The 21,736-nt window shown below is 71.0% G+C and carries 17 protein-coding genes and 1 tRNA gene; 8 read left to right on the forward strand and 10 right to left on the reverse strand.

Annotated features, from left to right (window positions below; translation table 11 throughout):
• Positions 1 to 3 precede the first annotated feature (3 nt).
• From ACYVF3_RS05565 to ACYVF3_RS05585, 5 genes are all read right to left on the reverse strand, one after another.
• On the reverse strand, positions 4 to 843 hold the full coding sequence (locus ACYVF3_RS05565; protein ID WP_461153113.1) for a LytR/AlgR family response regulator transcription factor: 840 nt from the start codon (positions 841 to 843) through the stop codon (positions 4 to 6).
• Positions 844 to 1,147: 304 nt separating this feature from the next.
• Positions 1,148 to 2,059 (reverse strand): S49 family peptidase, encoded by a 912-nt coding sequence (locus ACYVF3_RS05570; protein WP_461153114.1) that lies wholly within the window; start codon positions 2,057 to 2,059, stop codon positions 1,148 to 1,150.
• 9 nt (positions 2,060 to 2,068) lie between these two features.
• Positions 2,069 to 3,322, reverse strand: a complete 1,254-nt coding sequence (locus ACYVF3_RS05575) for a histidine kinase (protein ID WP_461153115.1) — start codon at positions 3,320 to 3,322, stop codon at positions 2,069 to 2,071.
• Positions 3,323 to 3,490: 168 nt separating this feature from the next.
• On the reverse strand, positions 3,491 to 4,342 hold the full coding sequence (locus tag ACYVF3_RS05580) for an Fpg/Nei family DNA glycosylase (protein WP_461153116.1): 852 nt from the start codon (positions 4,340 to 4,342) through the stop codon (positions 3,491 to 3,493).
• Between the two features lie 39 nt (positions 4,343 to 4,381).
• Positions 4,382 to 4,819 (reverse strand): DUF983 domain-containing protein, encoded by a 438-nt coding sequence (locus ACYVF3_RS05585; RefSeq protein WP_461153117.1) that lies wholly within the window; start codon positions 4,817 to 4,819, stop codon positions 4,382 to 4,384.
• Positions 4,820 to 5,069: 250 nt separating this feature from the next.
• Between ACYVF3_RS05585 and ACYVF3_RS05590 the strand changes: the two genes are divergently transcribed.
• Positions 5,070 to 5,468, forward strand: a complete 399-nt coding sequence (locus ACYVF3_RS05590) for a PPOX class F420-dependent oxidoreductase (RefSeq protein WP_461153118.1) — start codon at positions 5,070 to 5,072, stop codon at positions 5,466 to 5,468.
• A 92-nt stretch (positions 5,469 to 5,560) separates the two neighbouring features.
• Positions 5,561 to 5,633 (forward strand) — tRNA-Gly (locus ACYVF3_RS05595).
• Positions 5,634 to 6,047: 414 nt separating this feature from the next.
• Here the strand turns inward: ACYVF3_RS05595 and msrA are convergent.
• Both msrA and ACYVF3_RS05605 read right to left on the reverse strand, forming a co-directional pair.
• A complete protein-coding gene (gene msrA, locus ACYVF3_RS05600) occupies positions 6,048 to 6,704 on the reverse strand; it encodes a peptide-methionine (S)-S-oxide reductase MsrA (RefSeq protein ID WP_461153119.1) in 657 nt (218 codons plus the stop codon).
• A 20-nt stretch (positions 6,705 to 6,724) separates the two neighbouring features.
• Positions 6,725 to 8,188 carry an acyltransferase family protein gene (locus ACYVF3_RS05605; RefSeq protein ID WP_461153120.1) on the reverse strand — a complete coding sequence of 488 codons (1,464 nt, stop codon included), beginning with the start codon at positions 8,186 to 8,188 and terminating at the stop codon, positions 6,725 to 6,727.
• Positions 8,189 to 8,446: 258 nt separating this feature from the next.
• On the opposite strand from ACYVF3_RS05605, the gene ACYVF3_RS05610 reads away from it, so the two are divergent.
• Positions 8,447 to 9,706 (forward strand): hypothetical protein, encoded by a 1,260-nt coding sequence (locus tag ACYVF3_RS05610; protein ID WP_461153121.1) that lies wholly within the window; start codon positions 8,447 to 8,449, stop codon positions 9,704 to 9,706.
• A gap of 72 nt (positions 9,707 to 9,778) precedes the next feature.
• On the opposite strand, the gene ACYVF3_RS05615 is transcribed toward ACYVF3_RS05610, so the two are convergent.
• Complete coding sequence (locus tag ACYVF3_RS05615) at positions 9,779 to 13,000, reverse strand: glycosyltransferase (protein ID WP_461153122.1); 3,222 nt, start codon at positions 12,998 to 13,000, stop codon at positions 9,779 to 9,781.
• A 140-nt stretch (positions 13,001 to 13,140) separates the two neighbouring features.
• On the opposite strand from ACYVF3_RS05615, the gene ACYVF3_RS05620 reads away from it, so the two are divergent.
• The 5 genes from ACYVF3_RS05620 to ACYVF3_RS05640 all read left to right on the forward strand — a co-directional run bounded on the left by ACYVF3_RS05620 (position 13,141) and on the right by ACYVF3_RS05640 (position 18,323).
• Entirely contained in the window at positions 13,141 to 13,416 is a 276-nt protein-coding gene (locus tag ACYVF3_RS05620; protein WP_461153123.1) for a hypothetical protein, read from the forward strand.
• Positions 13,406 to 14,863 carry a sensor histidine kinase gene (locus ACYVF3_RS05625; protein ID WP_461153124.1) on the forward strand — a complete coding sequence of 486 codons (1,458 nt, stop codon included), beginning with the start codon at positions 13,406 to 13,408 and terminating at the stop codon, positions 14,861 to 14,863. Before ACYVF3_RS05620 ends, ACYVF3_RS05625 begins: the two co-directional genes overlap by 11 nt.
• A complete protein-coding gene (locus ACYVF3_RS05630; RefSeq protein ID WP_461153125.1) occupies positions 14,860 to 15,522 on the forward strand; it encodes a response regulator transcription factor in 663 nt (220 codons plus the stop codon). The genes ACYVF3_RS05625 and ACYVF3_RS05630 overlap by 4 nt, the downstream gene beginning before the upstream one ends.
• Positions 15,523 to 15,746: 224 nt before the next feature.
• On the forward strand, positions 15,747 to 17,168 hold the full coding sequence (locus ACYVF3_RS05635) for an SLC13 family permease (protein WP_461153126.1): 1,422 nt from the start codon (positions 15,747 to 15,749) through the stop codon (positions 17,166 to 17,168).
• A gap of 18 nt (positions 17,169 to 17,186) precedes the next feature.
• Positions 17,187 to 18,323 carry a glycerate kinase family protein gene (locus tag ACYVF3_RS05640; protein WP_461153127.1) on the forward strand — a complete coding sequence of 379 codons (1,137 nt, stop codon included), beginning with the start codon at positions 17,187 to 17,189 and terminating at the stop codon, positions 18,321 to 18,323.
• A gap of 138 nt (positions 18,324 to 18,461) precedes the next feature.
• On the opposite strand, the gene ACYVF3_RS05645 is transcribed toward ACYVF3_RS05640, so the two are convergent.
• Both ACYVF3_RS05645 and ACYVF3_RS05650 read right to left on the reverse strand, forming a co-directional pair.
• Positions 18,462 to 20,264 carry a gamma-glutamyltransferase family protein gene (locus ACYVF3_RS05645; protein WP_461153128.1) on the reverse strand — a complete coding sequence of 601 codons (1,803 nt, stop codon included), beginning with the start codon at positions 20,262 to 20,264 and terminating at the stop codon, positions 18,462 to 18,464.
• Positions 20,265 to 20,344: 80 nt separating this feature from the next.
• Positions 20,345 to 21,649 carry a UDP-glucose dehydrogenase family protein gene (locus tag ACYVF3_RS05650; protein WP_461153804.1) on the reverse strand — a complete coding sequence of 435 codons (1,305 nt, stop codon included), beginning with the start codon at positions 21,647 to 21,649 and terminating at the stop codon, positions 20,345 to 20,347.
• Positions 21,650 to 21,736: the final 87 nt, after the last annotated feature.

Here is a 21,736-nt window from a genome sequence, read left to right on the forward strand (position 1 = left end):
CGCTCACTGCTGCTGTCCCCAGTTGTCGCGCGGCGCCTTCACCAGGCGGTCCTTGAGCTCCCTGGTGTGGCGCCGGGACACGGGCAGTTCCTTCGGCGGTCCGCCGCCGAGCACCACCGAATAGCCGGACGAGGACATCCGCAGTTCGCTGACCAGCGCGAGCGAGACCAGGAACGACCGGTGGATGCGCAGGAACCCGGCCTCTCCCCAGCGCTCTTCCAGCTGCGCCAGCGGAATCCGCACCAGGTGCGAGCCTTCCGTGGTGTGCAGTCGCGCGTAGTCGCCCTGCGCCTCGACCCAGCGGACCTCCTTGCGCGGGATCATCCGCGTGGTGCCGGCGAGTTCGACGGGGATGACCTCGTCGTCGTCCGGCGCCGCGGCTTCGAGGGGCTGGGGGCTCCCGCTCTTGCCGGACTGCTCCTTGTTCTTCTCGATGGTGCGCAGCGCGCGGTCGACGCGGTCGGCGTTCGCGGGCTTCATGATGTAGTCCAGCGCGCCGACCTCGAACGCCTCCAGCGCGTTCTCCTCGTGCCCGGTGATGAACACCAGCGCGGGCGGGATGCGGAACGCGGTGAGCACGCGAGCGAGTTCCATCCCCGACAGCCCGGGCATCGACACGTCCGCGAACACGGCGTCCACGATGGACTCGTTCTCCTCGCGACCGGCGATCAGCTCCGGGTCGTCGCTGCGCAGCAGGCGCAACGCCTCGGCGGCGTCGAACGCGGTCAGCACCCGCCCGACGCGAGGGTTGCTGCCGAGCAGGAACTTCATCTCGTCCAGCCCGGCCCGCTCGTCGTCGACGGCAAGGACGACGAGCCCGGCGGGATTCTCTCGTGTACTCAATGCAACGCCATATCGTGCCGCGCCTCCGGCGCACTGTCCATGTCCGTGCTCCTGCCGCTCGACGCCTCCCGCGCCGGCCCTGCGAACGTGCCTGCGGACCCTAGTTGTTAGCGCAGAACGAGGGTCCTCCACGAGGGCTCAGCGACAAGAATCTGCTTCACGAAGCTGATTTTCGCCCGAACGGATCAATTTCTCGGCTGATCGAGGCATCACCGTTTGGGCGAACCGGATCAACACTCTCCGGAACAACGCGCAAAACGGGTCCCCGCCGAGCTTTCCCGGCAGGGACCCGAATCACAAGCCTCTACAGGCCGAAACGATCCCACATGGCGCGGTGTTCGAGCGCGTCGAGCCCGGAAACCAGGTTCGCCACGGGATTGCGCGAGACGCCCGAGGACATCCCGAGCCGCGCCAGCAGCGGTTTGCGGCCCTCCACGGTCTGCACCTGGGCGTCCGGGTACTTGCGCTCGATGATCTCGCGCAGCGTCCCGACACCGTCGATGAGACCCAGTTCCGCGGCCTTCGCGCCGGTCCACACCTCGCCCGAGAACAGCTCGTCCTCGCCGCCGCTCAGCTTGCCCTCGCGGCGCTCGCGCACCCAGTCGGTGAACTGGCCGTGCAGCTCGTCCTGCAGACCGCGCAGCCACTGCACGTCCTCGGACTTCTCCGGGCGGAACGGGTCGAGCCGCACCTTGTTCTCACCCGCGGTGTAGACGCGGCGTTCGACGCCGAGCTTGTCCAGCAGGCCCGTCATCCCGAAGCTCGCGCTGACCACGCCGACCGAGCCGACAAGCGAGGTCTGGTGGGCGTAGATCTCGTCGGCGGCGCAGGCCAGCCAGTACCCGCCGGAGGCGGCGACGTCCTCGCAGTAGGCCAGCACCGGCACGTTCTTCTCCGCGGCCAGACCCCGGATCCGGTCCGCGACCAGCGCGGACTGGGTGGGGGCACCGCCCGGGGAGTTGATCGACAGCACCACGGCGCTGAGCCGGTCGTGCGAGAACGCGCGGTTGAGAGCCGAGTCCACGGTCTGCAACGAGATCGAGGGCCGTCCCATCGGCGACGGCTGCGGCGTGATGACGCCGTGCAACTTGACCACCGCCACGACGGGGCCGCGCTCGGCCATGCCGGGCAGCTTCCCGCCGAACTTCTCGGTCAGCTCCTTGGGCAGCTTCGCCGTGACCATGTCGGCGAACTTCTGCGGTGCCTTCTCGTCCATACCTCGACGTTACCGGCCAGCGGCCGGTCCGGCGGCCAAACCCACTCCCGGCTCGTCCACCGGGGGCAGCGGCTCCGGCCGGACTCCGGGGGCGAACTTGGGCACCCGCATGATGACCTTCATGCCTGCGCCCTTCTCGGTCTCCACGACGAGCCCGTAGTCGTTGCCGAAGGTGGCGCGCATCCGGTTGTTGATGTTGCCGAGCCCGACGTGCGCACCGGTGAGGTGGGCGTTGGCGAGCTCCGCGTCCAGCAGCTCGGGGTCCATCCCGATGCCGTCGTCGTCGACGCTGATCAGCGCCTCGGAACCGCTGTCCTCCGCGGTCACCGACACGGTCCCGCCGCCGGGCTTGTTGGCCAGGCCGTGCCGGACCGCGTTCTCCACCAGGGGTTGCAGCGCGAGGAACGGCACCACGACCGGCAGCACCTCGGGGGCGATCTTGAGCTGCACGTTCAGCCGATCGGGTCCGAACCGCGCGCTCTCCAGCGTCAGGTAGCGGTCGATGTTGCGGATCTCGTCGGCGAGCGTCGTGTAGAGGCCGCTCGCCCGGAACGAGTAGCGGGTGAAGTCGGCGAACTCCTGCAGCAGGTCGCGCGCGTGCTCCGGGTCGGTACGGATCAGCGAGGAGATCGTGTTGAGCGCGTTGTAGATGAAGTGCGGCGAGATCTGCGCGCGCAGCGCCCGCACCTCGGCCTGCGCCAGGCGCTCCTTGGACTCCTGCAGCTCGGCCAGTTCGAGCTGGGTGGACACGTGGTGGGCGACCTCGGCGGCGGCGCGCAGGAGTCGTTTGCGGTCTCCGTCGGCGATGACGGTCAGCACACCGCGGACCTGACCCTCGACCTCCAGCGGCACCACGGCCGCGTGCCGCATCGGGCAGGGCCGCTGCTCGCAGACCACGTCGCCGTGGTCGAGGAAGTCGCGCTTGCCGGTGCGCAGCACCTGCTCGATCTTGGTCCGCAGGTCGGCGTAGTGGTGGTTGGCCTCGCCGTCCCAGGTCAGCAAGGTCCCGTCCGCGTCGACGATGCCGACGGCGACGCAGGCCAGAAGCTCTCTCAGGTGCGGACCGGTCTTGTCCGCCGATTCCTGGTTCAGGCCTTCGCGCAGGTAGGGCGCCGCACTGGTCACCCGATGCAGAGCCGCCAGCGTGGCGTCCTCCACCGAGGTGCTCACCCGACGCGCCCGGCACAGCAGCACGAACATGCCCAGCACGGCGAGCGCCGCGAGCGTGGTCAGGACCGTCCGCTCTGTCAACAACTCCGCCACAACATCAATCTGCCCGAGTCGCACGCTCTGAATCAAGACGGCTACGGCCAGTGCCGGTTTTCCATCGGTGAACGGTCCAGGTTCGTTCCATTCAGCGGAACCGCTCCGCCCGTTCAGCAGATCCTGCCGGTGCGCAAGGCCAGGAGTTGTCCACAGCCTGGGGACAACTCATTTCAGCAGGCGGGACATCCTGCGATCCGCCAGCTGCTTACCCCCGGTCTGGCACGTCGGGCAGTACTGCATGGACCGGTCGGCGAAGGAGACCTCCCGCACCGCGTCACCGCACACCGGGCACGGCAGACCGGTGCGGCCGTGCACCCGCATCCCCGACCGCTTCTCCGCCTTGAGGCGCGCGGCGTCCTGCCGCAGCGACCGGTCCACGGCGTCGCGGAGGATCTCCTGGACGCAACCGTGCAACCGGGTCACCGCCTCGGCGTCGAGCTTGCCGGCCGTGGCGAACGGGGAGAGCTTCGCGGCGTGCAGGACCTCGTCCGAGTAGGCGTTGCCGATGCCCGCGATCGTGGACTGCTCGGTGAGCACGGTCTTGATCCGCTCGGTGCGGCCCTCCAGGAGCGCGGCGAACGCGTCGACGTCGACCTCCAGGGCGTCGGGCCCCAGCCGCGCGATCCCGGGGACCTCCGCGGGGTCCTCGACGATCCACGCGGCGAGGCTCTTCTGGGTGCCGGCCTCGGTCAGGTCGAACCCGACCCCGCCGAGGTGGACGCGCAGCGCGATCGGACCCCGGCCCGGTTTCGGCGGGGTCGCCGAGAGCTTGTCCGACCAGCGCAGCCAACCGGCCTTCGCCAGGTGGCACACCAGGTGCAGGCCGCCGCAGTCCAGGTCGAGGTACTTGCCGTGCCGGACGGCGCCGGTGACCTCGCGCCCGTGCAGCGCGGTCCACGGCGGGTCCGCGGTCTTGAGCACGCTCATCGAGGCGACGTCGACGCGCGCCACCATCCGCCCCACGGCGTGATCGCGGAGGTGCTTCGCCAGCGCCTCCACCTCGGGAAGTTCGGGCACGACTCCAGTGTGCCCCACCGAGGGGACGTCAGCGCCGCTCTACTCCGTCGGCTGCAGCCTGCCGTTCATGTCCGGCTCCGCGTACAGCTCGATGTGCCGAGCCACCTGCGACACCTCGGTGCGCACCTCGACGAAGCCGCGCACGATGCCCACCCAGGTCTCCGGCGGGTTCTCGTCGGCGTCACCCGGTGTCGACGCGGTGAGCGTCCACGGGCGGTGCAGCACCCATCGGACCGGGAAGAACAGGATCGCGATCACGACGATCGCGATGAACCACCACGGGATGATCACCTCTTGGGGCGTCCACGCGATGAACACCACCACCAGGGCCGCGAGCGCGGCCCCCACCACGATCGCCGGCGTCGAACCGCCGTTGACGTCGTGCTCGAACTCGTCCACCACGATCGGGTTGGACCACTCCAGGTTCGCCCTGATCGTCCACTCCCGGCCGTCGGAGCCTCGAACCACCCGGTTCATCGTCGCCTCCCCGCCCACCCGGGCTGGTCACTCGATCGCACACTCGCCACTCGAACCACACCTGTCACCGAGCGTGGTGCCACGGTACCGCTCCTGTCATCGGCCCGAAGGGTGATCGTCCGCACGCGGCGGGACCATCACCACCTCAGCATTGTCGATCATGACGGCGCCTCCGGCCAACCCTCTCGGCCTGAGAACAACCCGCTCGAACCACTACGCTCCGGGCACACCTGATCCCGGGAGGCATCCGATGGACGTCGACGAGGCCGTGGCACTGATCCGCGACCAGCACCACGCGGTGCTGGGAACCCTGCGCGAGGACGGAACACCGCTGATGACCCCGGTCCTCGCGGCGGTCGACGAGCAGGGCCGAGCGGTGGTCAGCACCAGGTCCGGCTCGGGCAAGGTCCGCAACCTCCGCCGCGACCCGCGCGCCTGGCTGTGCGTGCTGCCGGACGCGTTCTTCGGCCGCTGGTTCCAGTTGGACGCCGACGTCGAGATCGTCGCGCTCCCCGAGGCCCTGCCGCTGCTGGAGGACTACTACCGCTCCCTCTCCGGCGAGCACGAGGACTGGGATTCCTACCGCGAGGCCATGCGCTCCGAGAACCGCGTGCTGCTGCGGCTCACCCCGACCCGCGCGGTCGGCTGAAGGGGACCCCCGGTGAACGGCCGCCGAACCATGGGCTAAAGTATTCACCAACAGCGCACCGGCGGCGGAAGCCAACGGGACGCGATGAATATGCGGATGTAGCGCAGCTGGTAGCGCATCACCTTGCCAAGGTGAGGGTCGCGGGTTCGAGTCCCGTCATCCGCTCGTCGCAGTGGGGCCGAGGTTTTCACCTCGGCCCCACTGCTGTTTCCGCGTCACGACCGGTCGTCCGAACCCCGCTGGAAGCGGGTCAACGCGGCCGGAAGGCCTCCGGCGCACGCGAAGGCGACGAAGAACTCCGCCTGCGCACCCGAATGCCGCTCGGTAGCCGCGCTCGCCAGCTGCGAGAGGCACTTCACAACCAGAGGCCTTCACCTGTCTACGGACAACCCACCGGGACGACCTCCCCGGACATCACAACTAGACGTGGAGGGTTTCGCGCCTGAAATGTCTGGTCAGTGGGGTGGGGAAGTTTTCATGAAAACTTCCCCACCCCACTGACCAACCACCCCGGACATCACAACTAAAACTGGGAGGTGCCCAGGTCAGCGGAGCAGGTGCGGCGGGTAGCGGGTGGGATCAGCCCTCGACGCCGAGGCCGATGGGGCACGAGACTCCTGTGCCGCCCAGGCCGCAGTAGCCGTTGGGGTTCTTGGCGTCCGAGAGGTACTGCTGGTGGTAGGTCTCGGCGTAGTAGAAGTCCTTCAGCGGGGCGATCTCCGTGGTGATCTCGCCCTTGCCCGCGGCCGTCAGGGCCTGCTGGAACGCCTGGGCGCCGGCTTCCGCCTCGCGCAGCTGCTGATCGTCGGTGGCGTAGATCGCCGAGCGGTACTGGGTGCCGAGGTCGTTGCCCTGGCGCATGCCCTGGGTCGGGTCGTGGTTCTCCCAGAACTCCTTGAGGACCTGCGCGTAGCTGATCTTCTTCGGGTCGAACACGACCAGGACGGCCTCGGTGTGGCCGGTCAGACCGGAGCAGACCTCTTCGTAACTGGGATTCGGCGTGTAGCCGCCCGCGTAGCCGACGGCCGTGCTCCACACGCCCTCGGTCTGCCAGAACACGCGCTCCGCGCCCCAGAAGCAGCCCATCCCGACCACCGCGGTGGCCAGGCCCTCTGGGAACGGCGGAACGATGCGGCGGTCCGGGAAGACCGCGTGGTGCTCGTCCACCGGCATCGCCGAATCGCGGCCGGGCAGCGCCGACGACGGGTCGATCATCTTCAGCTTCGCACCGAACATGTTCCCAGCCTACGCCGTGGTCAACGCCGGTCCAGCCGGTTGGGATCGCCGTAGCGGCCCGGGTCCGGCGGCATCGGACGACGCGCGTGCCTGCCCTGCTGAGGTTCCTCGACCTCGCCGGACAACCGCCGCGACAGCGGTGACTCCTCGGGAGGCGACCAGCGAGGCGGCGGCCGTCGCTGACCTCTCCGGTCCGGCGGCGGTCCCTGATCCGGCGGGGGCACGCGGTCCCCCGGTCGCGGCGCGCCGGCGCTCGGCGGGCGCGGAGGGGGCGGCCAAGCCCCGCGCGGCCGTTCCGGGAGCGGCCGGTCGGCACCTCGGTGTCCAGCGGGTTCTGCCCTCGGCGCAACCACGTCCGTCCGCTCCGGAACGTCGACGGTGCCGGCTCGGGGGATCGCGGTGTCCGTCGGGACTTCCTCCGGTTCGGGCTCCTCCCCTGCCCGCTCCTTCTTCGGGAGCGGGGTGATGAGGTGGCGGAGGCGCATCGTGGGGTCCTCGACGTACTTCCACGACAGCGTTCCCAGCACGTAGGCGGCGGGCGCGGCGCACAGCAGCATGAGCCACTGGTTGGCGATCCCGGCCATCGCCAGCAGCTGCTGGACGGGGAAACCCCAGACGTAGACGCCGTAGCTGCCGTTGACCCACACCCCCGGCACGGTCAGCCGCGACGGCCAGAAGTGCCCGGTCACGATCACCGCGTAGCTCACCGCGAAGGGCATGAACGCCGAGGTCGTGATGCTGTTGGGCATCACGAGCAGCGCCACCAGACCGGCGCCCGCGGCCAGCGGCGACAGCGGGATCCGGTAGAGGTTGAGCAGCACGCCCAGCGCGAAGGCGACCAGGAACGCCACCAGCGATTCGACCGGGACGCTCAGCAGCGAACCCGCCGACTCCGAACCCGGGATCTCCTCCAGGTGCCGGTCCCAGACGACCAGGGCGATCAGCGCGACGACCGTCAGCCAGCGGAACCGCTGCTTGGCCGTGCCCAGCACCAGCAGCGCGAACAGGCCGCCGTAGGCCAGCAGCTCCATCGGCAGCGTCCACAGCGAACCGTTGACGGCGTCCGGCCACGGGTTGTTCTCGAAGACCCCCGGCAGGTCGTGGCGCAAGGTCAGCAGGCCCGCGTTGTTGACGATGTAACCCCAGGTCTCGTGGGACCTGAAGTACTCACCGACCGAGAGGCTGGTGATCATCGGTCCGACGATCAGGGCCATGCCGACCGACACCGTGAGCATGGGCGGCCACAACCGCAGCACCCGCTTGACGGCGAAGCGGAGCGCGTGCGGATCGCGCATCCAGCTCTCGGTGATCTGGAAGCCGCTCAGCGCGAAGAAGCCCATCAGCACGCCTTCGTCGGGCTGCACCGGCCACTCCGGCGGGAACAGCTCACCGCTGCCCACCAGCGGGGAGCTGTGGCCGTAGATGACCAGCAGCGCACCGATCATGCGGATCCAGGCGAAGCCGTGGTTGGGGGCCGCGAACAACTCAGGGCGAGCGTGCACAACACGCGCAGCACTCAACCCAGCTCACCCCATCGAATTTGTGCCCGACCTGGACGTCAACGCTGCGTAGCCTAGCCAAGGGCTCAGCGGTTCGGGACCCTTTACAACCCAGACACCCGTCCGGACCAGACCGCAGACCGTATCGTTATTCGGCCGGTGCACCGCGAAGGTGTCGCGGAGTGCCAGAATAGCTTCGTTCGCAGCAGCGGCGTTCGTGGAAATCCGGAAAGGGCGCTATCGGTGACCTGGCAAGACGAGTTGCAGAACCTCGACGCCGAACTCGCGGCGGGACGCATTTCCGCCGAGGAGTACCGACAGCGCAGGGACACCGTGCTGGGCCGGGCCCAGAGCGGGCAGACCGGGCAAACGCCCTCGAACCCGGACGGTTTCCCCCAGCAGGACCAGACACCACCGGCTGAACCCTCTTCCGGGGGGTTCCCGCAGCAGCAGCCCGGCCAGCAGCAGTCGAGCCCGTTCCCGCCCGCGTTCAGCTGGGGCGATGCCGCCAAGCAGCAACCGCAGCAGCAGGCGGGCAACAACGAGGCGACGCAGGTCGTGCAGAACCCGTTCGTCCAGCAACAGCAGCAGAACCAGCCGCCCGCCGATTCCGGCAGCACGCAGATCGTCAGCGTCCCGCAGACCCCGCAGCCGCAGGCCCCGCAGCAGCCGCCGCAGCAGCAGTGGAACCAGTCGCAGCAGCAGTGGAACGGCCAGCAGCAGGGCTGGGGTCCGGTGGAGACGACCGGCACTCCCTGGGGCGATGACCTGCCGGGATCCGGTGACTCGGGCGAAGCGCCCTGGATGCGCCAGGGCCCGGAGGTCTTCGAATCGGCGGGCAAGCCCGGCAAGGGCAAGCTGATCGCCGGGCTGTCCATCGGCGCCGTGCTGCTGGTCGTGGTGATCGTCGCCGTGATCTTCTACTTCGCAGGCGGCGACAGCCGGCCCGAGCAGGAGACGGCCGCTCCGCCCGCGCCGCCCGCACCGACGACGGTCGAGCTGCCGCAGCCGCCCGCCGCCAAGGCTCCTCCAGCCACGACGCAGGAGGTGCTGGTCGCCGCGAACGGCCCGGCGCACCCGTGGGCCGGCCTGCTGGACCTGCCCAACCTGCAGGGCGCCAAGGGCGGACTGCTCCAGCCCAAGACCGTCCTCGACACCGCGTTCCAGAACGGCCTCGCCGAGGGCTGGTTCAACGGCACCGAAGGCGTGCAGCCGAAGACGACGCTGCTCGCGCTGAAGATGCCCGACACCAACGCCGCCCAGACCGTGGCCGAGAAGTACCTGGCCGCGCAGCAGGGCCTGTCCGAGGTCGAAGACCTCTCCTACCAGGGCGTTTCGGTGGTCTCCGCCGGCTCGACCTTCCGGACGGCCTACGTGGCGCACAACTACGCGGTGATCATCGACGTGAGCGGCCCGCCGGAGCAGAAGGACGCGGCGACGCAGGCCTTCAAGGCCGTCCTCGACCAGCAGCTCACCCAGACCCCGCCGACGGTCCGCGACTGACCCGGCACACGCCAACGGCCGCTCCCTCGAACCGAGGTGAGCGGCCGTTCTTCGTGCCAGGAACCGCGCGGGTCAGTCCGCCGGGTCGAGCTTGGCGAGGAGGGACTTGAGTGCGTCGCGGGAGGCCGCGGGGCCGAACTGGGCCTCGATGGCGGTGCGTCCCGACGAGGCGAGCGCGGTCCAGGTCTCGTCCTCGGTGAGCAGGCGCGTCACCGAAGCCGCGAAGGCCTCCGGCTCGTCCGCCACGAGGACGTCCTGGCCCGGCTTGAGGTGCATGCCCTCGAACGCGACACCGGTGCCCACCACCGGGACACCGACGGCGAGGCTCTCGCCGACCTTGCCCTTGACACCCGCGCCGAAGCGCAGCGGAGCGATGGTGACCCGGGCCCGCGCGTAGTGCGGTTCGAGGGACTCGACCCAGCCGTGGACCTCGACGCCCGGTCCCGCGAGGGACTCGACCTCGGCGGTCGGGTTGCTGCCGATGACGTGCAGGACGGCGTCCGGGCACTCCTCGCGGACCAGCGGCATGATCTCGCGAGCCGCCCAGCGGGCCGCGTCGACGTTCGGCGGGTGGTCGAAGCTGCCGACGAACAGCACGTCGCTGCGGCCCTCGACGCGGACCGGGGCGCTGTCGATCACGTGCACGTTGGACAGCACGCGGACGTCGGCGTCCGGGACCAGCTCGCCCAGCAGGGACCGCTCGGCCTCCGAGACGACCAGCGTCACGTCGCAGGCCCTGGCCAGCCCGAGCTCCATCTGCTGGGAGGCGAAGGCCTTGCGGCGCAACGCCTGCGCGCGGTCCGCCTCGCCCTGGCGCTCGGCGAGCTCGGCTTCCCGCTCCAGGCGCAGGAAGTGCACGTCGACGGTGTCGTAGGCGATCACGGCCTGCGGTGCTCGGGTGCGCAGCTCCTCCACCAGGCTCCACGCGACCTGCGGGCGGGACAGCAGCGCCAGCGAGATCTCCGGCCCCGCTTCGTGCAGGAACGCCTGCTGCAGCTCCGGCTGCGGCAGGACCGTCACGCCGACCTGCTGGAGGTCGTCGGTGTAGGGCTGCAGGGGCGCGTGGTTGGCCGGGAAGAACACCACCCGGTACCCGAGCTCGACCAGCTGCGACAGCACCCGGAAGATCCGCACCGAACCGGAGTCGAAGTCCGGACGAGGCACCTGGTGGTCCTTGACCAGCACGATCGGGCCGTGGTGCCCGTGCGTGCCGCGCTGCCGCGCGAGCCACAGGTTGCGCGGCGACGCCTCCGGGAGGTGCTCGGCCGCCAGCACGTCCGCCCACTTCTCGGCGAAGACCTGCCGGTTGAGCTCCTGGTGCTTCTTCACGCCCGAACCGGTGTCGGTGCCGTTGGAGACGCCTTCGTGGTGCACCACCACGGCTTTCGGCTGGACGACGGTGCGGTAGCCGGCCGCGCGGATCGCGAAGGCCAGGTCGGTGTCCTCGTAGTAGGCGGGGGCGAAGCGCGCGTCGAAGCCGCCGACCTGCCGGAACAGGGCTTCGCGCACCAGGATCGCCGCGCCCGAGCAGTAGTCGACGTCGCGCAGGACGTTGAACTCCGCACCGCTGCCGTCGGTCCCGCGGCCGTAGTTCCAGCCGTTGCCGTCGGCCCAGACGATGCCGCCGCACTCCTGCAGCCGGCCGTCCGGGTAGACCAGCTTGGCGCCGACCAGCCCGATCCGGGGGTCCGAGGTGATCGTGTCGACCAGCACGTCCAGCCAGGACTCGGTGACCTCGGCGTCGTTGTTGAGGAAGAACAGGTACTCGCCGCGCGCGTGCTCCGCCCCCAGGTTGCAGGCGCCGATGAAGCCGAAGTTGCGCTCGGCGCGCACCAGCCGGACGCCCTCGCAGGCGGCGAGCTTCTCGGCGCTGTCGTCCGGTGAGGCGTCGTCCACGACGATCACCTCGAACGGCACCGACACCAGGTGACCGGCCAGGAATCGCAGGCACTGGCGCGTGTAGGGCCACTTCCCGTGCACCGGCACGATCACGCTGACCAGCGGCTGGTCGCTGAACGGGACCGGCAGCGGCCCGGTCTCGGCTTCCGCGGCGACCTCGGGAACGCCGGGCTTGCGCCCCAGCGCGAGCTCGTAGGCGTCGCGCCGGGTGGTGCCCCGCGGGGCGACCCGCTCGACGACCTTGCGGTACTTGCCGACGACGCGCTGCACCAGCGCCGAGTTCTGCGCGGCCAGCTCGGCGTTCTCAGCGGTGAGCCGCTCCGCGCGGCCCTCGGCGTCGGCGAGGCCGCCTTCGAGCCGGGCCGCGGTGTCGCGCAGCCACTCCACGCGGGCGGCGTCGCGCTGCGCTCGCAGTTCGCGCTCCCGCAGCTGCTCGCGGAGTTCGGCGAGCTCCCGGTTGTGGGCGTCGGCCCGCTGCTCCTCGGACTTGCGCAGCTCCTCCAGGCGCCCGATGGCGGCCTTGAGCTCGTCGGCCTCGCCGCGGCTGCGCTGGTAGAGCTCGTTTAGCTTGGTGACGTCGGCGACCGCCTCGTCGCGCTGCGCGATCAGCTCCCCCGCGTCGCCCGCGCGGGCGAGGGTGAGCTGCGCGTCGGTGAGCACGGCCGCCGCCGGCAGCTTCGGCAGGTGCTTGTCGGAGGCGACGCCCAGCAGGTACGTGTGCGGGACGCCCTGGCTGACCGCCCAGTCCCCCGCCTCGGTGCGCTCGATGGTCTGCAGGCGGACGCCTTCGATCGCGGTGTCGCGGTCGCCGTGATCGGCCGGCACCACCATCGACCCCACGGTCACGTTCTGCTTGAGCACCGCCACGTGCCGGAAGGCGTCCTCCAGCATCGACTCGTACTCGCGGGCCGTGAGCTCCTTGACGTGGAACGGGTTGTCGTTGCCGTGCTCGTGGCTGTAGACGGCGGTGTCCGGGGTGCTGGACAGGAACAGCCCGCCCTGCTTCATTCGCGACCTGACCAGCCGGAGCACGGCGGCGTGGTCGGAGACGTGCTCGATGGCCTCGAAGCACACCACCACGTCGAAGGGCTTGGCGTCGGCCAGCAGTTCCGGGTCGGTGATCGAACCGACCTCGAAGCTCACGTCGCGGTTGGCGTAGTTGTGCCGGGCGTGGTCGATGGTCCGCTCGTCGATGTCCACGCCGACGACCTCGGCGCCTTCAGCGGCCAGCAGAGCGGCGCCGTAGCCCTCACCGCAGGCGAGGTCGAGCACCCGCTTGCCTCGTGCGAAGGGGGCCGCCAGCGCGTAGCGGTGGTAGTGCTCGTAAACCACCTGCACGTCTTCGGTCCAGGGCACGCAGCGCTCCCCGGTCCAGTCGATCAGCCGCTCGTCCATGGGCCCCTCACCGAGTTGTGAATCCGCTCGCAGGTTATCGCCCCTCCGCAGGCCGCCGTGGCCGGTTCCGGCGAGGAAGATGAGGAGGTTCTCATCCCGGTTTCACCTGCGGTTGCCCCCGAGACGCCAGAGTGGGTGCCATGCGTTCCGTTCCCCGGGGAGCCCTGCTGCTGGCGGCCCTGGCACTGCCCGTCGTCGCCGTGCTGGTCAGCTTCGCGCTGACCGGTGGTGCCCGTGCTCCCGAGATCCCGGAGACCGTGCACGTCGGCAGCACGCCCGGTCCGGGCAGCCCGGCCCCGGTCATCCCCGTCGCCCCCGGCCCGTCCGACCTGCCGCCGCCCGCGGAGCTGCCGCCACCCGCTCCCCACGACGACGCGGACGATGACGACGACGCGACGGACGGCCATGACGACTGACCGACCCACCCGTCCGCTGACCCGCCTCGCCGGTCGTCGCGGCACCCGCGTCCCGGCTCGCGCGCAGATCATGGGCTGGCTGCTGCTCGTGCTGGTCCTGGTGCTGCTGACGGTGATAGTGATCGTCCGCGAGTACCTGCACGACGAGGTCGGCCGCCGGGTCACCAACTCGCTGGAGCAGGAGGCGAAGGAGTTCGTCGCCTTCGCCGAGCGCGGCCAGGACCCGGTCAGCGGCCGGACGCTGGGCGATCCGGCGACGCTGCTGCACAACTACCTCGGCCACCAGTACCCGGACACCGATGAGGCGCTGATCGGCGCGTGGCCCGTCGCAGGCGGTCTCGGCGTGGTCTCCCAGGAGCAGACCGAGCCGATCAAGGCCGTAGCGCAGGACCGGACCGTGCTGCAGCGGATCGTCGACGCCCCCAGCGCGCACGGCGTGCTCGACACCGCAGCCGGCCCGGTGCACTGGGTCAAGGTGCGCGCCGAAACCGCGAACGGCGGCAGCGCGTGGTTCGTGGTCGAGCGCCACACCGCCGCCGAGACCGCCGAGGTCGACGGCAGCGTCCGGATCCTGCTGCTGGTCAGCGCACTGGGCGTGCTGCTGGCCGCGCTGATCTCCTGGGTGGTGGCGGGCCTGATCCTGACCCCGGTGCGCGCCGTGCGCCAAGCCGCGGCCGAGATCACCGAGCACGACCTGACCCGGCGCATCCCGGTCGAGGGCCGCGACGACATCGCGGCGCTGGCCGATCAGTTCAACGCGATGCTGGACAGGCTGGAGGACGCCTTCCGCATCCAGCGGCAGTTCGTCGACGACGCCGGCCACGAGCTGCGCACGCCGATCACGATCGTGCGCGGGAACCTGGAACTGCTCGGCGTCGATCCCGCCGAGCGTGACGAGGTGGTCCGGCTGTGCACCGACGAGCTGGACCGGATGACCCGGATCGTCAACGACCTGCTGGTGCTGGCCAAGGCCGACCGGCCGGACTTCGTCTCCCCCACCACCGTCTCGCTGGCGGAGCTGACCAGCGACATCGACGCGAAGGTGCGGACGCTGGGCGATCGGCGGTGGGTGCTGTCGGAGATCGGTGAGGGCGAGTTCGCGCTGGACGGGCAGCGGATCACCCAGGCGATGGTGCAGCTGGCGCAGAACGCGGTGCAGCACAGCCCCGCCGGATCGACGATCCGGATCGGCTCGGCCGTCGGCGACGGCGCGGTGGAGCTGTGGGTCACCGACGAGGGGCCGGGCGTCGATCCCTCCGAGGTGGAGAAGATCTTCGAGCGGTTCACCCACGGCAGCGGCCGCAAGGGCGGCGCCGGTCTGGGGCTGGCGATCGTCCGCGCGATCGCCGACGCCCACCACGGCCGGGTCCGGGTGCGCTCCACGCCCGGCTCGGGCGCGACGTTCCGGCTGGAGCTGCCCGCGAAGACCACGGGGGACGAGGCATGAGCAAGATCCTGATCGTCGAGGACGAGGAGCGCATCGCCGCGTTCATCGAGAAGGGGCTGCGCGCCAACGGCTTCACCACCACCGTCGTGGCCGACGGCGACGCCGCGCTGCACCACCTGGTCGACGGCGGGTACGACCTGGCCGTGCTCGACCTCGGGCTGCCCGGCCGCGACGGGTTCGCGGTGCTGCGCGACGTGCGCGCGAAGCGGGTGACGTTGCCGGTGCTGATCCTCACCGCGCGGGACACCGTGCACGACACGGTCGCCGGGCTGGAGGGCGGCGCGGACGACTACATGACCAAGCCGTTCCGCTTCGAGGAGCTGCTGGCCCGCATCCGGTTGCGGTTGCGCTCGGCCGAGCGCGCCGAGGAGATCACGGTGCTGCGCGACGGCGAGCTGTCGCTGGACCTGCGCACCCGCCGAGCCCAGGTGCCCAGCGGCACGGTGGACCTGACGGCGCGGGAGTTCGCGCTGCTGGAGCTGTTCCTGCGGCATCCGGGGCAGGTGCTCAGCCGCGAGCAGATCCTCTCGCACGTCTGGGGCTACGACTTCGATCCCGGCTCCAACGTCGTCGACGTCTACGTCCGCGCGCTGCGGCGCAAGATCGGCAACGGCCACATCGGCACCGTCCGCGGCATGGGCTACCGGCTCGGCGGCTGAGGCACCGCCCGGAACCCGAGTTCGCGGGCGGGTCGTGCTGCGGGGTGTGTGCACAGGTGTGGATAACTCTGTCCACAGCTGTGCATAACCACGCCTGAGAGGATGTGAATCCCCAGCTCGCAGCCCTGTGGACAACTTTCTCCACATGTCTGTGGACAACTCGATGAACGTGCTCTCACCGGAGCTTCACGGAAGCCTCAGGCCCGCGCCCGAGAGTAGTGCTCGTGCAGGTCACAAACGTGCGAGAAGACCCGGTCGCGGGCTGGGGGTGGGCGGTCGCCTTCACCCTCGCCGGCGTCGGCGTCTTCGGAGCCCTAGCCGTGCTCACCGTCCCCGACCACGCGCTGGGCGAGGAGCTCAACCGCGACGCGCTGCTCACGCTGATCGTGTTCGGCGCGGCCGTCATCGGCTGGACTCGGGCCAGGATCGACGACACCTTCGTGGCGCTGCTGGCCGCGGCCGTGCTCGCGGTGCTGGGAGTGCTGGAGTCCGAGCGGTTGTTCGCCGCGCTCGGCGAGGACCAGATCTGGTTGCTGGTGGCCGCGTTCATGCTCGCCTCCGGGATCAACCGGACCGGGCTGCCCGCGCGGCTGGCCCTCGCGCTGGTCGCCCGGGCCACGACGCCGCGATCGCTGTGCCACCTGCTCGCGCTCGGGCTGGTCGGCACCGCGCTGCTGATCCCCAGCACCAGCGGCCGGGCGGCGATGGCCGTTCCGTTGCACCGGGCGCTGTCCTCCGCCCTCCCGGGCCCGCTCGTCCGGACCGTCGGACTGCTGGTGCCGGTCGTGATCCTGCTGTCCGCCATCGCCACCCTCACCGGTGCCGGGGCGCACCTGATCACCAGCCAGGTGCTCGCCGCGACCACGGGCGAGGGCATCGGATTCGGCTGGTGGCTGTGCTGGGGACTTCCGCTCGCGCTGGTCAGCTCGCACGTGGCCGCCGAGCTCGTGCTCCGCACCGGCGGGGCGGACCGGCGGACACCGCTGCGCATCGACGTGCCCGCGCTGCGCGCCCAGCTCGAGGTCCCCGAACACCTCCGCCCCGCCGAGGTCCGGGCCGGAGCGCTGCTGGGCGTCGTGGTCCTGCTCTGGAGCACCGAGGCCTGGCACGGGTTGCCGCCGGCGCTGGTCGCGCTGGGCGCGGCGCTGCTGGTCACCTCGCCCCGCGTCGGAACGGTGCCGCTGAAGGCGGCGGTCGGTGAGATCCCCTGGTCGCTGCTGCTGTTCATGGCGGCGACGGGCGCGCTCGGCACCGCGCTCACCGATTCCGGCGCGGCCGGGTGGATCGCCCGGCACGCGCTGGTCGGCGACAGCCCGGTGGCGCTGCTGGTGGCGGCCGTGGTGCTGAGCACCGCGCTGCACCTGCTGGTCACGTCCCGCTCGGCGCGTTCGGCGGTGCTGATCCCGCTGCTCGTTCCGGCCGCCGTGGCCGTCGGCGCGAACCCGGTCGCGGTGGCGTTCGCCTCGACCGCGGCCGCCGGGTTCTGCCACTCGCTGCCGGCCTCGGCCAAACCGCTCGCGATGTTCGCCGAGCACTACGAACCGCGCGAGCTGCGCAGGCTCGCGATCGTCCTCGGGCCGGTCGCCGCCGCGCTCGTGCTGCTGTTCTCGCTGCTCATCTGGCCCCTGCTGGGCTTGTCCGTCTGATCCACCGTGGAGGGAAGAATGTTCCGGATCGTCATCGCGCCGAGCGGGTTCAAGGAATGCCTGGACGCCGAGCAGGTCGCCGACGCCATCCAGGCGGGCGTCCGCCGGGTGATCCCCGGCAGCGTCGTCGACACCGTTCCGCTGATCGACGGCGGCGAGGGGTCGGCCCGGCTGCTGGCGCGCGCCACCGGCGGCACGCTGGTGCCGGTGACCGTGACCGGTCCGGTCGGCGATCCGGTCGCGGCGCACTTCGCGATGCTCGACGAGGACACCGCGTTCGTGGAGATGGCCGCCGCCGCGGGGTTATCCCTGGTCCCGCCCAGCAGACGGGATCCGTGCCGGACCACGAGCCGCGGCGTGGGCGAGCTGATCCGCGCGGCGCTGGGCACCGGGGCCCGCCGGATCGTGGTCGGCTGCGGCGACTCCGGGACCTGCGACGGCGGTGCCGGAGCGCTGCAGGCGCTGGGCGTGCGGATCTCCGACGACCGCGGCAGGGAGATCGGACCGGGCGGCGCCGCACTGCTGCAGGCCCACCGCGTCGACGTCTCCGGGGCCGATCCCCGGTTGTCCGATGTGGACATGACCGTGGCGGTGAACCCGCGCAACTCGCTCTGCGGACCGGACGGGGTCGCCCGCCGCTACGGCCCGCAGAAGGGCGCTTCGGCGGAGACCGCGGACCTGCTGTCCTCCGCGATGGCCGGCTGGGCGCGGCTGCTGGACGCGGACCTGACCGGGATGGCGGGCGCCGGCGCGTCCGGCGGACTGGCCGCCGGCCTGGCCGGAGCCCTGGGCGCGCGGCTCGAATCCCGCTTCGACGTGTTCCTGACCAGCACCGACCTGGACCAGCGGTTGCGGACCGCGGACCTGGTGATCACCGCGGAAGGTGCCATCGACGCGTCCACCGCGCTCGGCAAGATCCCCACCGAGGTCGCGCGCCGGGCCAAGCGGCACGGCAAACCCGTGATCGCGCTGTGCGGCACCATCGGTCCCGGCGCCGACACCAGCTACGAGCACGGGATCGACGCGATCACCGGCATCCTCACCGGGCCGGTGGCGCTGTCCGACGCCATCACCAAGGCACCCGCCCTCATCACCGACGCGACCGCCCGGACCCTCCGGATGCTGCTGCTCGGCACCACCCTCACAGCCGCGTGAGCCCACGACGTCCTGATCAGACCGGGTTGTTCGGTTGTGGAGTGAGTTCCGTTCTGGTGGTGGGTTCGGTTGGGGGGTGGGGGAAGTTCTCATGAAAACTTCCCCCACCCCCCACACAACGGAACCGAAGCCGGGTACCTAACGGCCCGCCGCGTAACCCTGGGCTCCGCGCGGGTTGGCGGCGGCCTTGAGCAGCCCGGATTCAGGATCCCGGGACACCGCCGAGAGCCGGCCCAGCGACCAGGGCCCGTGGTCGATGACCTCGTGCCCCCGGGATTCCAGCTCGGCGATGGTCTCGGCGCCGAGCCGGGATTCCACCGCCACCGCACCGGGTTCCCACTCGCGCGGGTAGAACGAGCGCGGGAACGCGGTGGTGTGCCAGGCGGGAGCGTCGATGGCGGCCTGCAGGTCGAGGCCGCCGCGCACGTGCGCCAGCCAGAAGCACGACTGCCACTGGTCCTGCTGATCACCGCCGGGCGTCCCGAAGGCGAGGGCCGGCACACCTCCGCGCAGCGCGAGCGACGGGCTCAGCGTGATGCGCGGGCGCTTGCCCGGCACCAGCGAGTTCGGCAGGCCCTCCTCCAGCCAGAACATCTGGGCCCGGCTGCCCAGGCAGAACCCGAGCTCCGGGATCGTCGGCGAGGACTGCAACCACCCGCCGGACGGGGTCGCCGAGATCATGTTGCCCCAGCGGTCCACGACGTCGACGTGCACGGTGTCGCCCCGGCTCTCGCCGTTGGGCAGCACGGTGGGCTCGCCGATCCCGACACCGCTCGGGTCCGACAACCCGCCCACGCCACGGCCTTCGGCCACGAACGCGGGTAACCGGGGCGAGCGGCCACCGGGCGATCCGGGCCGCAGGTCCAGCGAAGCCCTCGGGCCCACCAGGTCCCGGCGCTGCACCGCGTACTCGTCGGAGACGAGGTCCGCCAGCACGCCGGGATCGGCCGAATCGCCGTAGTGGGCCTCGCGGTCGGCGAACGCGAGCTTGGCGGCCTCCACCGACGCGTGCACCACGTCGGCCGTCGCGGAACCGTCCACGTAGGACACGGGGAAGTCGTCGAGCAGCTTCAGCTGCTGCGCGAGGGCCGGTCCCTGCGACCAGATGCCGAACTTCGCGAGCGTCCAGCCCCCGGCCAGGTCGACCGTCAGCGGGTCCTCGTAGGTGGTGGAGAACTCGGCCATGTCCTGCGCGGTGAGCACGCCGGCGTGATCGCGGCCGGAGTTGTCCCGGTGCGGGACCCGCACGAACTTCTCCACCTCCTCGGCCACGAACCCCTGCGACCAGGCCCGGCGGGCGGCGTCGATCTGCGCTTCCCTGCCGGAGACCGACTCCGCTTCCGCGAGCAGCCGCTCCCAGGTGTCGGCGAGCACCGGGTTGCGCAGCACCGAGCCCGGTTCGGGCACCGAACCGCCCGGGGTCAGCCAGCGCTCCGCCGAGCTCGGCCAGTGCCCGCGGAACATGTCGGCGACCAGCCCGATGGTCTCGCTGATGCGCGGCACGATCGGATATCCGCCGCGCGCGTAGCCGATCGCGAAGGTCAGCACCTCGCGGAGCGTCTTGGTGCCGTGGTCGCGCAGCAGCGTCAGCCAGCCGTCCCACGCCCCTGGCACCGTGGTGGCCAGGAAACCCGTGCCGGGAACCAGGTCCAGGCCGAGCTCGTCGCGGTAGTGCTCGACGGTCGCGGCGGCCGGGGCCGGGCCCTGACCGCACAGCGCGCGCGGACGCGGATCGGCCGCGGTCGCCAGCAGCGCGGGAACCTCACCGCCCGGCCCGTTGAGGTGCGGTTCGACGACCTGCAGGACGAAACCGGCGGCGACGGCCGCGTCGAAGGCGTTCCCGTCGTCCTCCAGCACGGCCATCCCGGCCGCCGAGGCCAGCCAGTGCGTGGAGGCGACCATCCCGTGGGTGCCGGCGAGCTCGGGTCGAGTGGTGAACACCCACCAACCCTATGCACCCGAAAACCGTCCGACCAGAACCGACCGCAGCCGGAACCATCGGCGCGGGGGGACGATCAGGATCAGGCGGCGCTGACCGGGGTCCGGCCGACGCCGCGGCAGGACAGGCCCGCCCGGCGCAGGACGTCGGGGTCGAGGTGGTTGCGGGTGTCGACCACGACCAGACCGCTGAGGGCCTCGGCGACGAGGTTCCAGTCCAGCGCGCGGAACTCCTGCCACTCGGTCAGCAGCACCAGCGCCGCCGCTTCCTTCGCCGCCTGGTACGGGTCGTCGACGAGCGTCAACCCCGCGGGCAGCTCCGGTTCGTCACCGCGCAGACCCGGGTCGTAGGCGATCAGCTCGGCGCCCTCCTGCGCGAGCAGGCAGGCCACCTCCAGGGCGGGGGAATCGCGCAGGTCGTCGGTGCCCGCCTTGAACGTCAAGCCCAGCAGGCCGATCCGCTCCCCCTCCAGCGAACCGCCGCACGCGTCGCGGACCTTGCCGACCATCCGCTGCCGCTGGTGGGCGTTCGAGGAGATCGTGGCCTGCAGCAGCGGGAAGTCGAACTCGACCGCCTCGGCCACCTGCAGCAGCGCCGCGGTGTCCTTGGGCAGGCACGACCCTCCCCAGCCCGGCCCGGGCTGCAAGAACGACTGGCCGATCCGCCGGTCGTAGCCCATGCCCTCGGTGACGTCGGTGATGTCCGCGCCCAGCTGCTCGCAGAGCTCCGCGATCGCGTTGACGTAGGAGAGCTTGGTGGCCAGGAAGCAGTTCGCCGCGTACTTCACCATCTCGGCGCTGGAGGCGTCGGTGAGCACCGTCGGAGCGCCCAGCCGCGCGTAGAGGGCGGCGACGCGCTCGGCCGCGTCCTGGGTGTCGGAACCGACGACGATGCGGTCCGGGTTGAGGAAGTCGTGCACCGCCGAGCCCTCGCGCAGGAACTCGGGGTTGCTGACCACCGCGACGTCCTCGCGACCGAGGTGCTCGGCGAGCCGCCGCGACGTCCCCACCGGGACCGTCGACTTGGTGACCATCACGCACCCGGCGGGCAGCACCTCGCGGACCTCGCGGGCCACGGCCTCGACCACGGCCAGGTCCGCGGCGCCGCCGGAACCCATCGGGGTCGGCACGCACAGGAACACGACCTCGGCGTCGGCGACCGCACCGGCCGAGCCGACGACGAAATCGAGCCGCCCCGCGGCGATGCCCTCCTGCACCAGCTCGGCGAGACCGGGCTCGTGGATGCGGACCTCACCCCGGGAGAGCTCCGCGACCTTCTCCTCGTTGACGTCGCTGCAGACCACCCGGTGGCCGAGCGAAGCCAGACACGCACCGGTGGTCAATCCGACGTAACCGGTGCCGACAACGACGATGCGACGGGCGAACACAGGCCCCAACCCCTTCACCTCGAACGACCAGCCGGTCGCCTCTGCCCCCTCGGAAATTGATCGTGGCACATCTTCGAGCTGGGAAAA

It is taken from the genome of Saccharopolyspora tripterygii (assembly GCF_054778355.1).

Coding starts and splice junctions, on each gene's coding strand:
- msrA (WP_461153119.1), bottom strand. CDS start 6,704: ATGTTCGGTGCGAAGCTGAAGATGATCGACCCGTCGTCGGCGCTGCCC.
- ACYVF3_RS05630 (WP_461153125.1), top strand. CDS start 14,860: ATGAGCAAGATCCTGATCGTCGAGGACGAGGAGCGCATCGCCGCGTTC.
- ACYVF3_RS05625 (WP_461153124.1), top strand. CDS start 13,406: ATGACGACTGACCGACCCACCCGTCCGCTGACCCGCCTCGCCGGTCGT.
- ACYVF3_RS05570 (WP_461153114.1), bottom strand. CDS start 2,059: ATGGACGAGAAGGCACCGCAGAAGTTCGCCGACATGGTCACGGCGAAG.
- ACYVF3_RS05620 (WP_461153123.1), top strand. CDS start 13,141: ATGCGTTCCGTTCCCCGGGGAGCCCTGCTGCTGGCGGCCCTGGCACTG.
- ACYVF3_RS05615 (WP_461153122.1), bottom strand. CDS start 13,000: ATGGACGAGCGGCTGATCGACTGGACCGGGGAGCGCTGCGTGCCCTGG.
- ACYVF3_RS05585 (WP_461153117.1), bottom strand. CDS start 4,819: ATGAACCGGGTGGTTCGAGGCTCCGACGGCCGGGAGTGGACGATCAGG.
- ACYVF3_RS05640 (WP_461153127.1), top strand. CDS start 17,187: ATGTTCCGGATCGTCATCGCGCCGAGCGGGTTCAAGGAATGCCTGGAC.
- ACYVF3_RS05590 (WP_461153118.1), top strand. CDS start 5,070: ATGGACGTCGACGAGGCCGTGGCACTGATCCGCGACCAGCACCACGCG.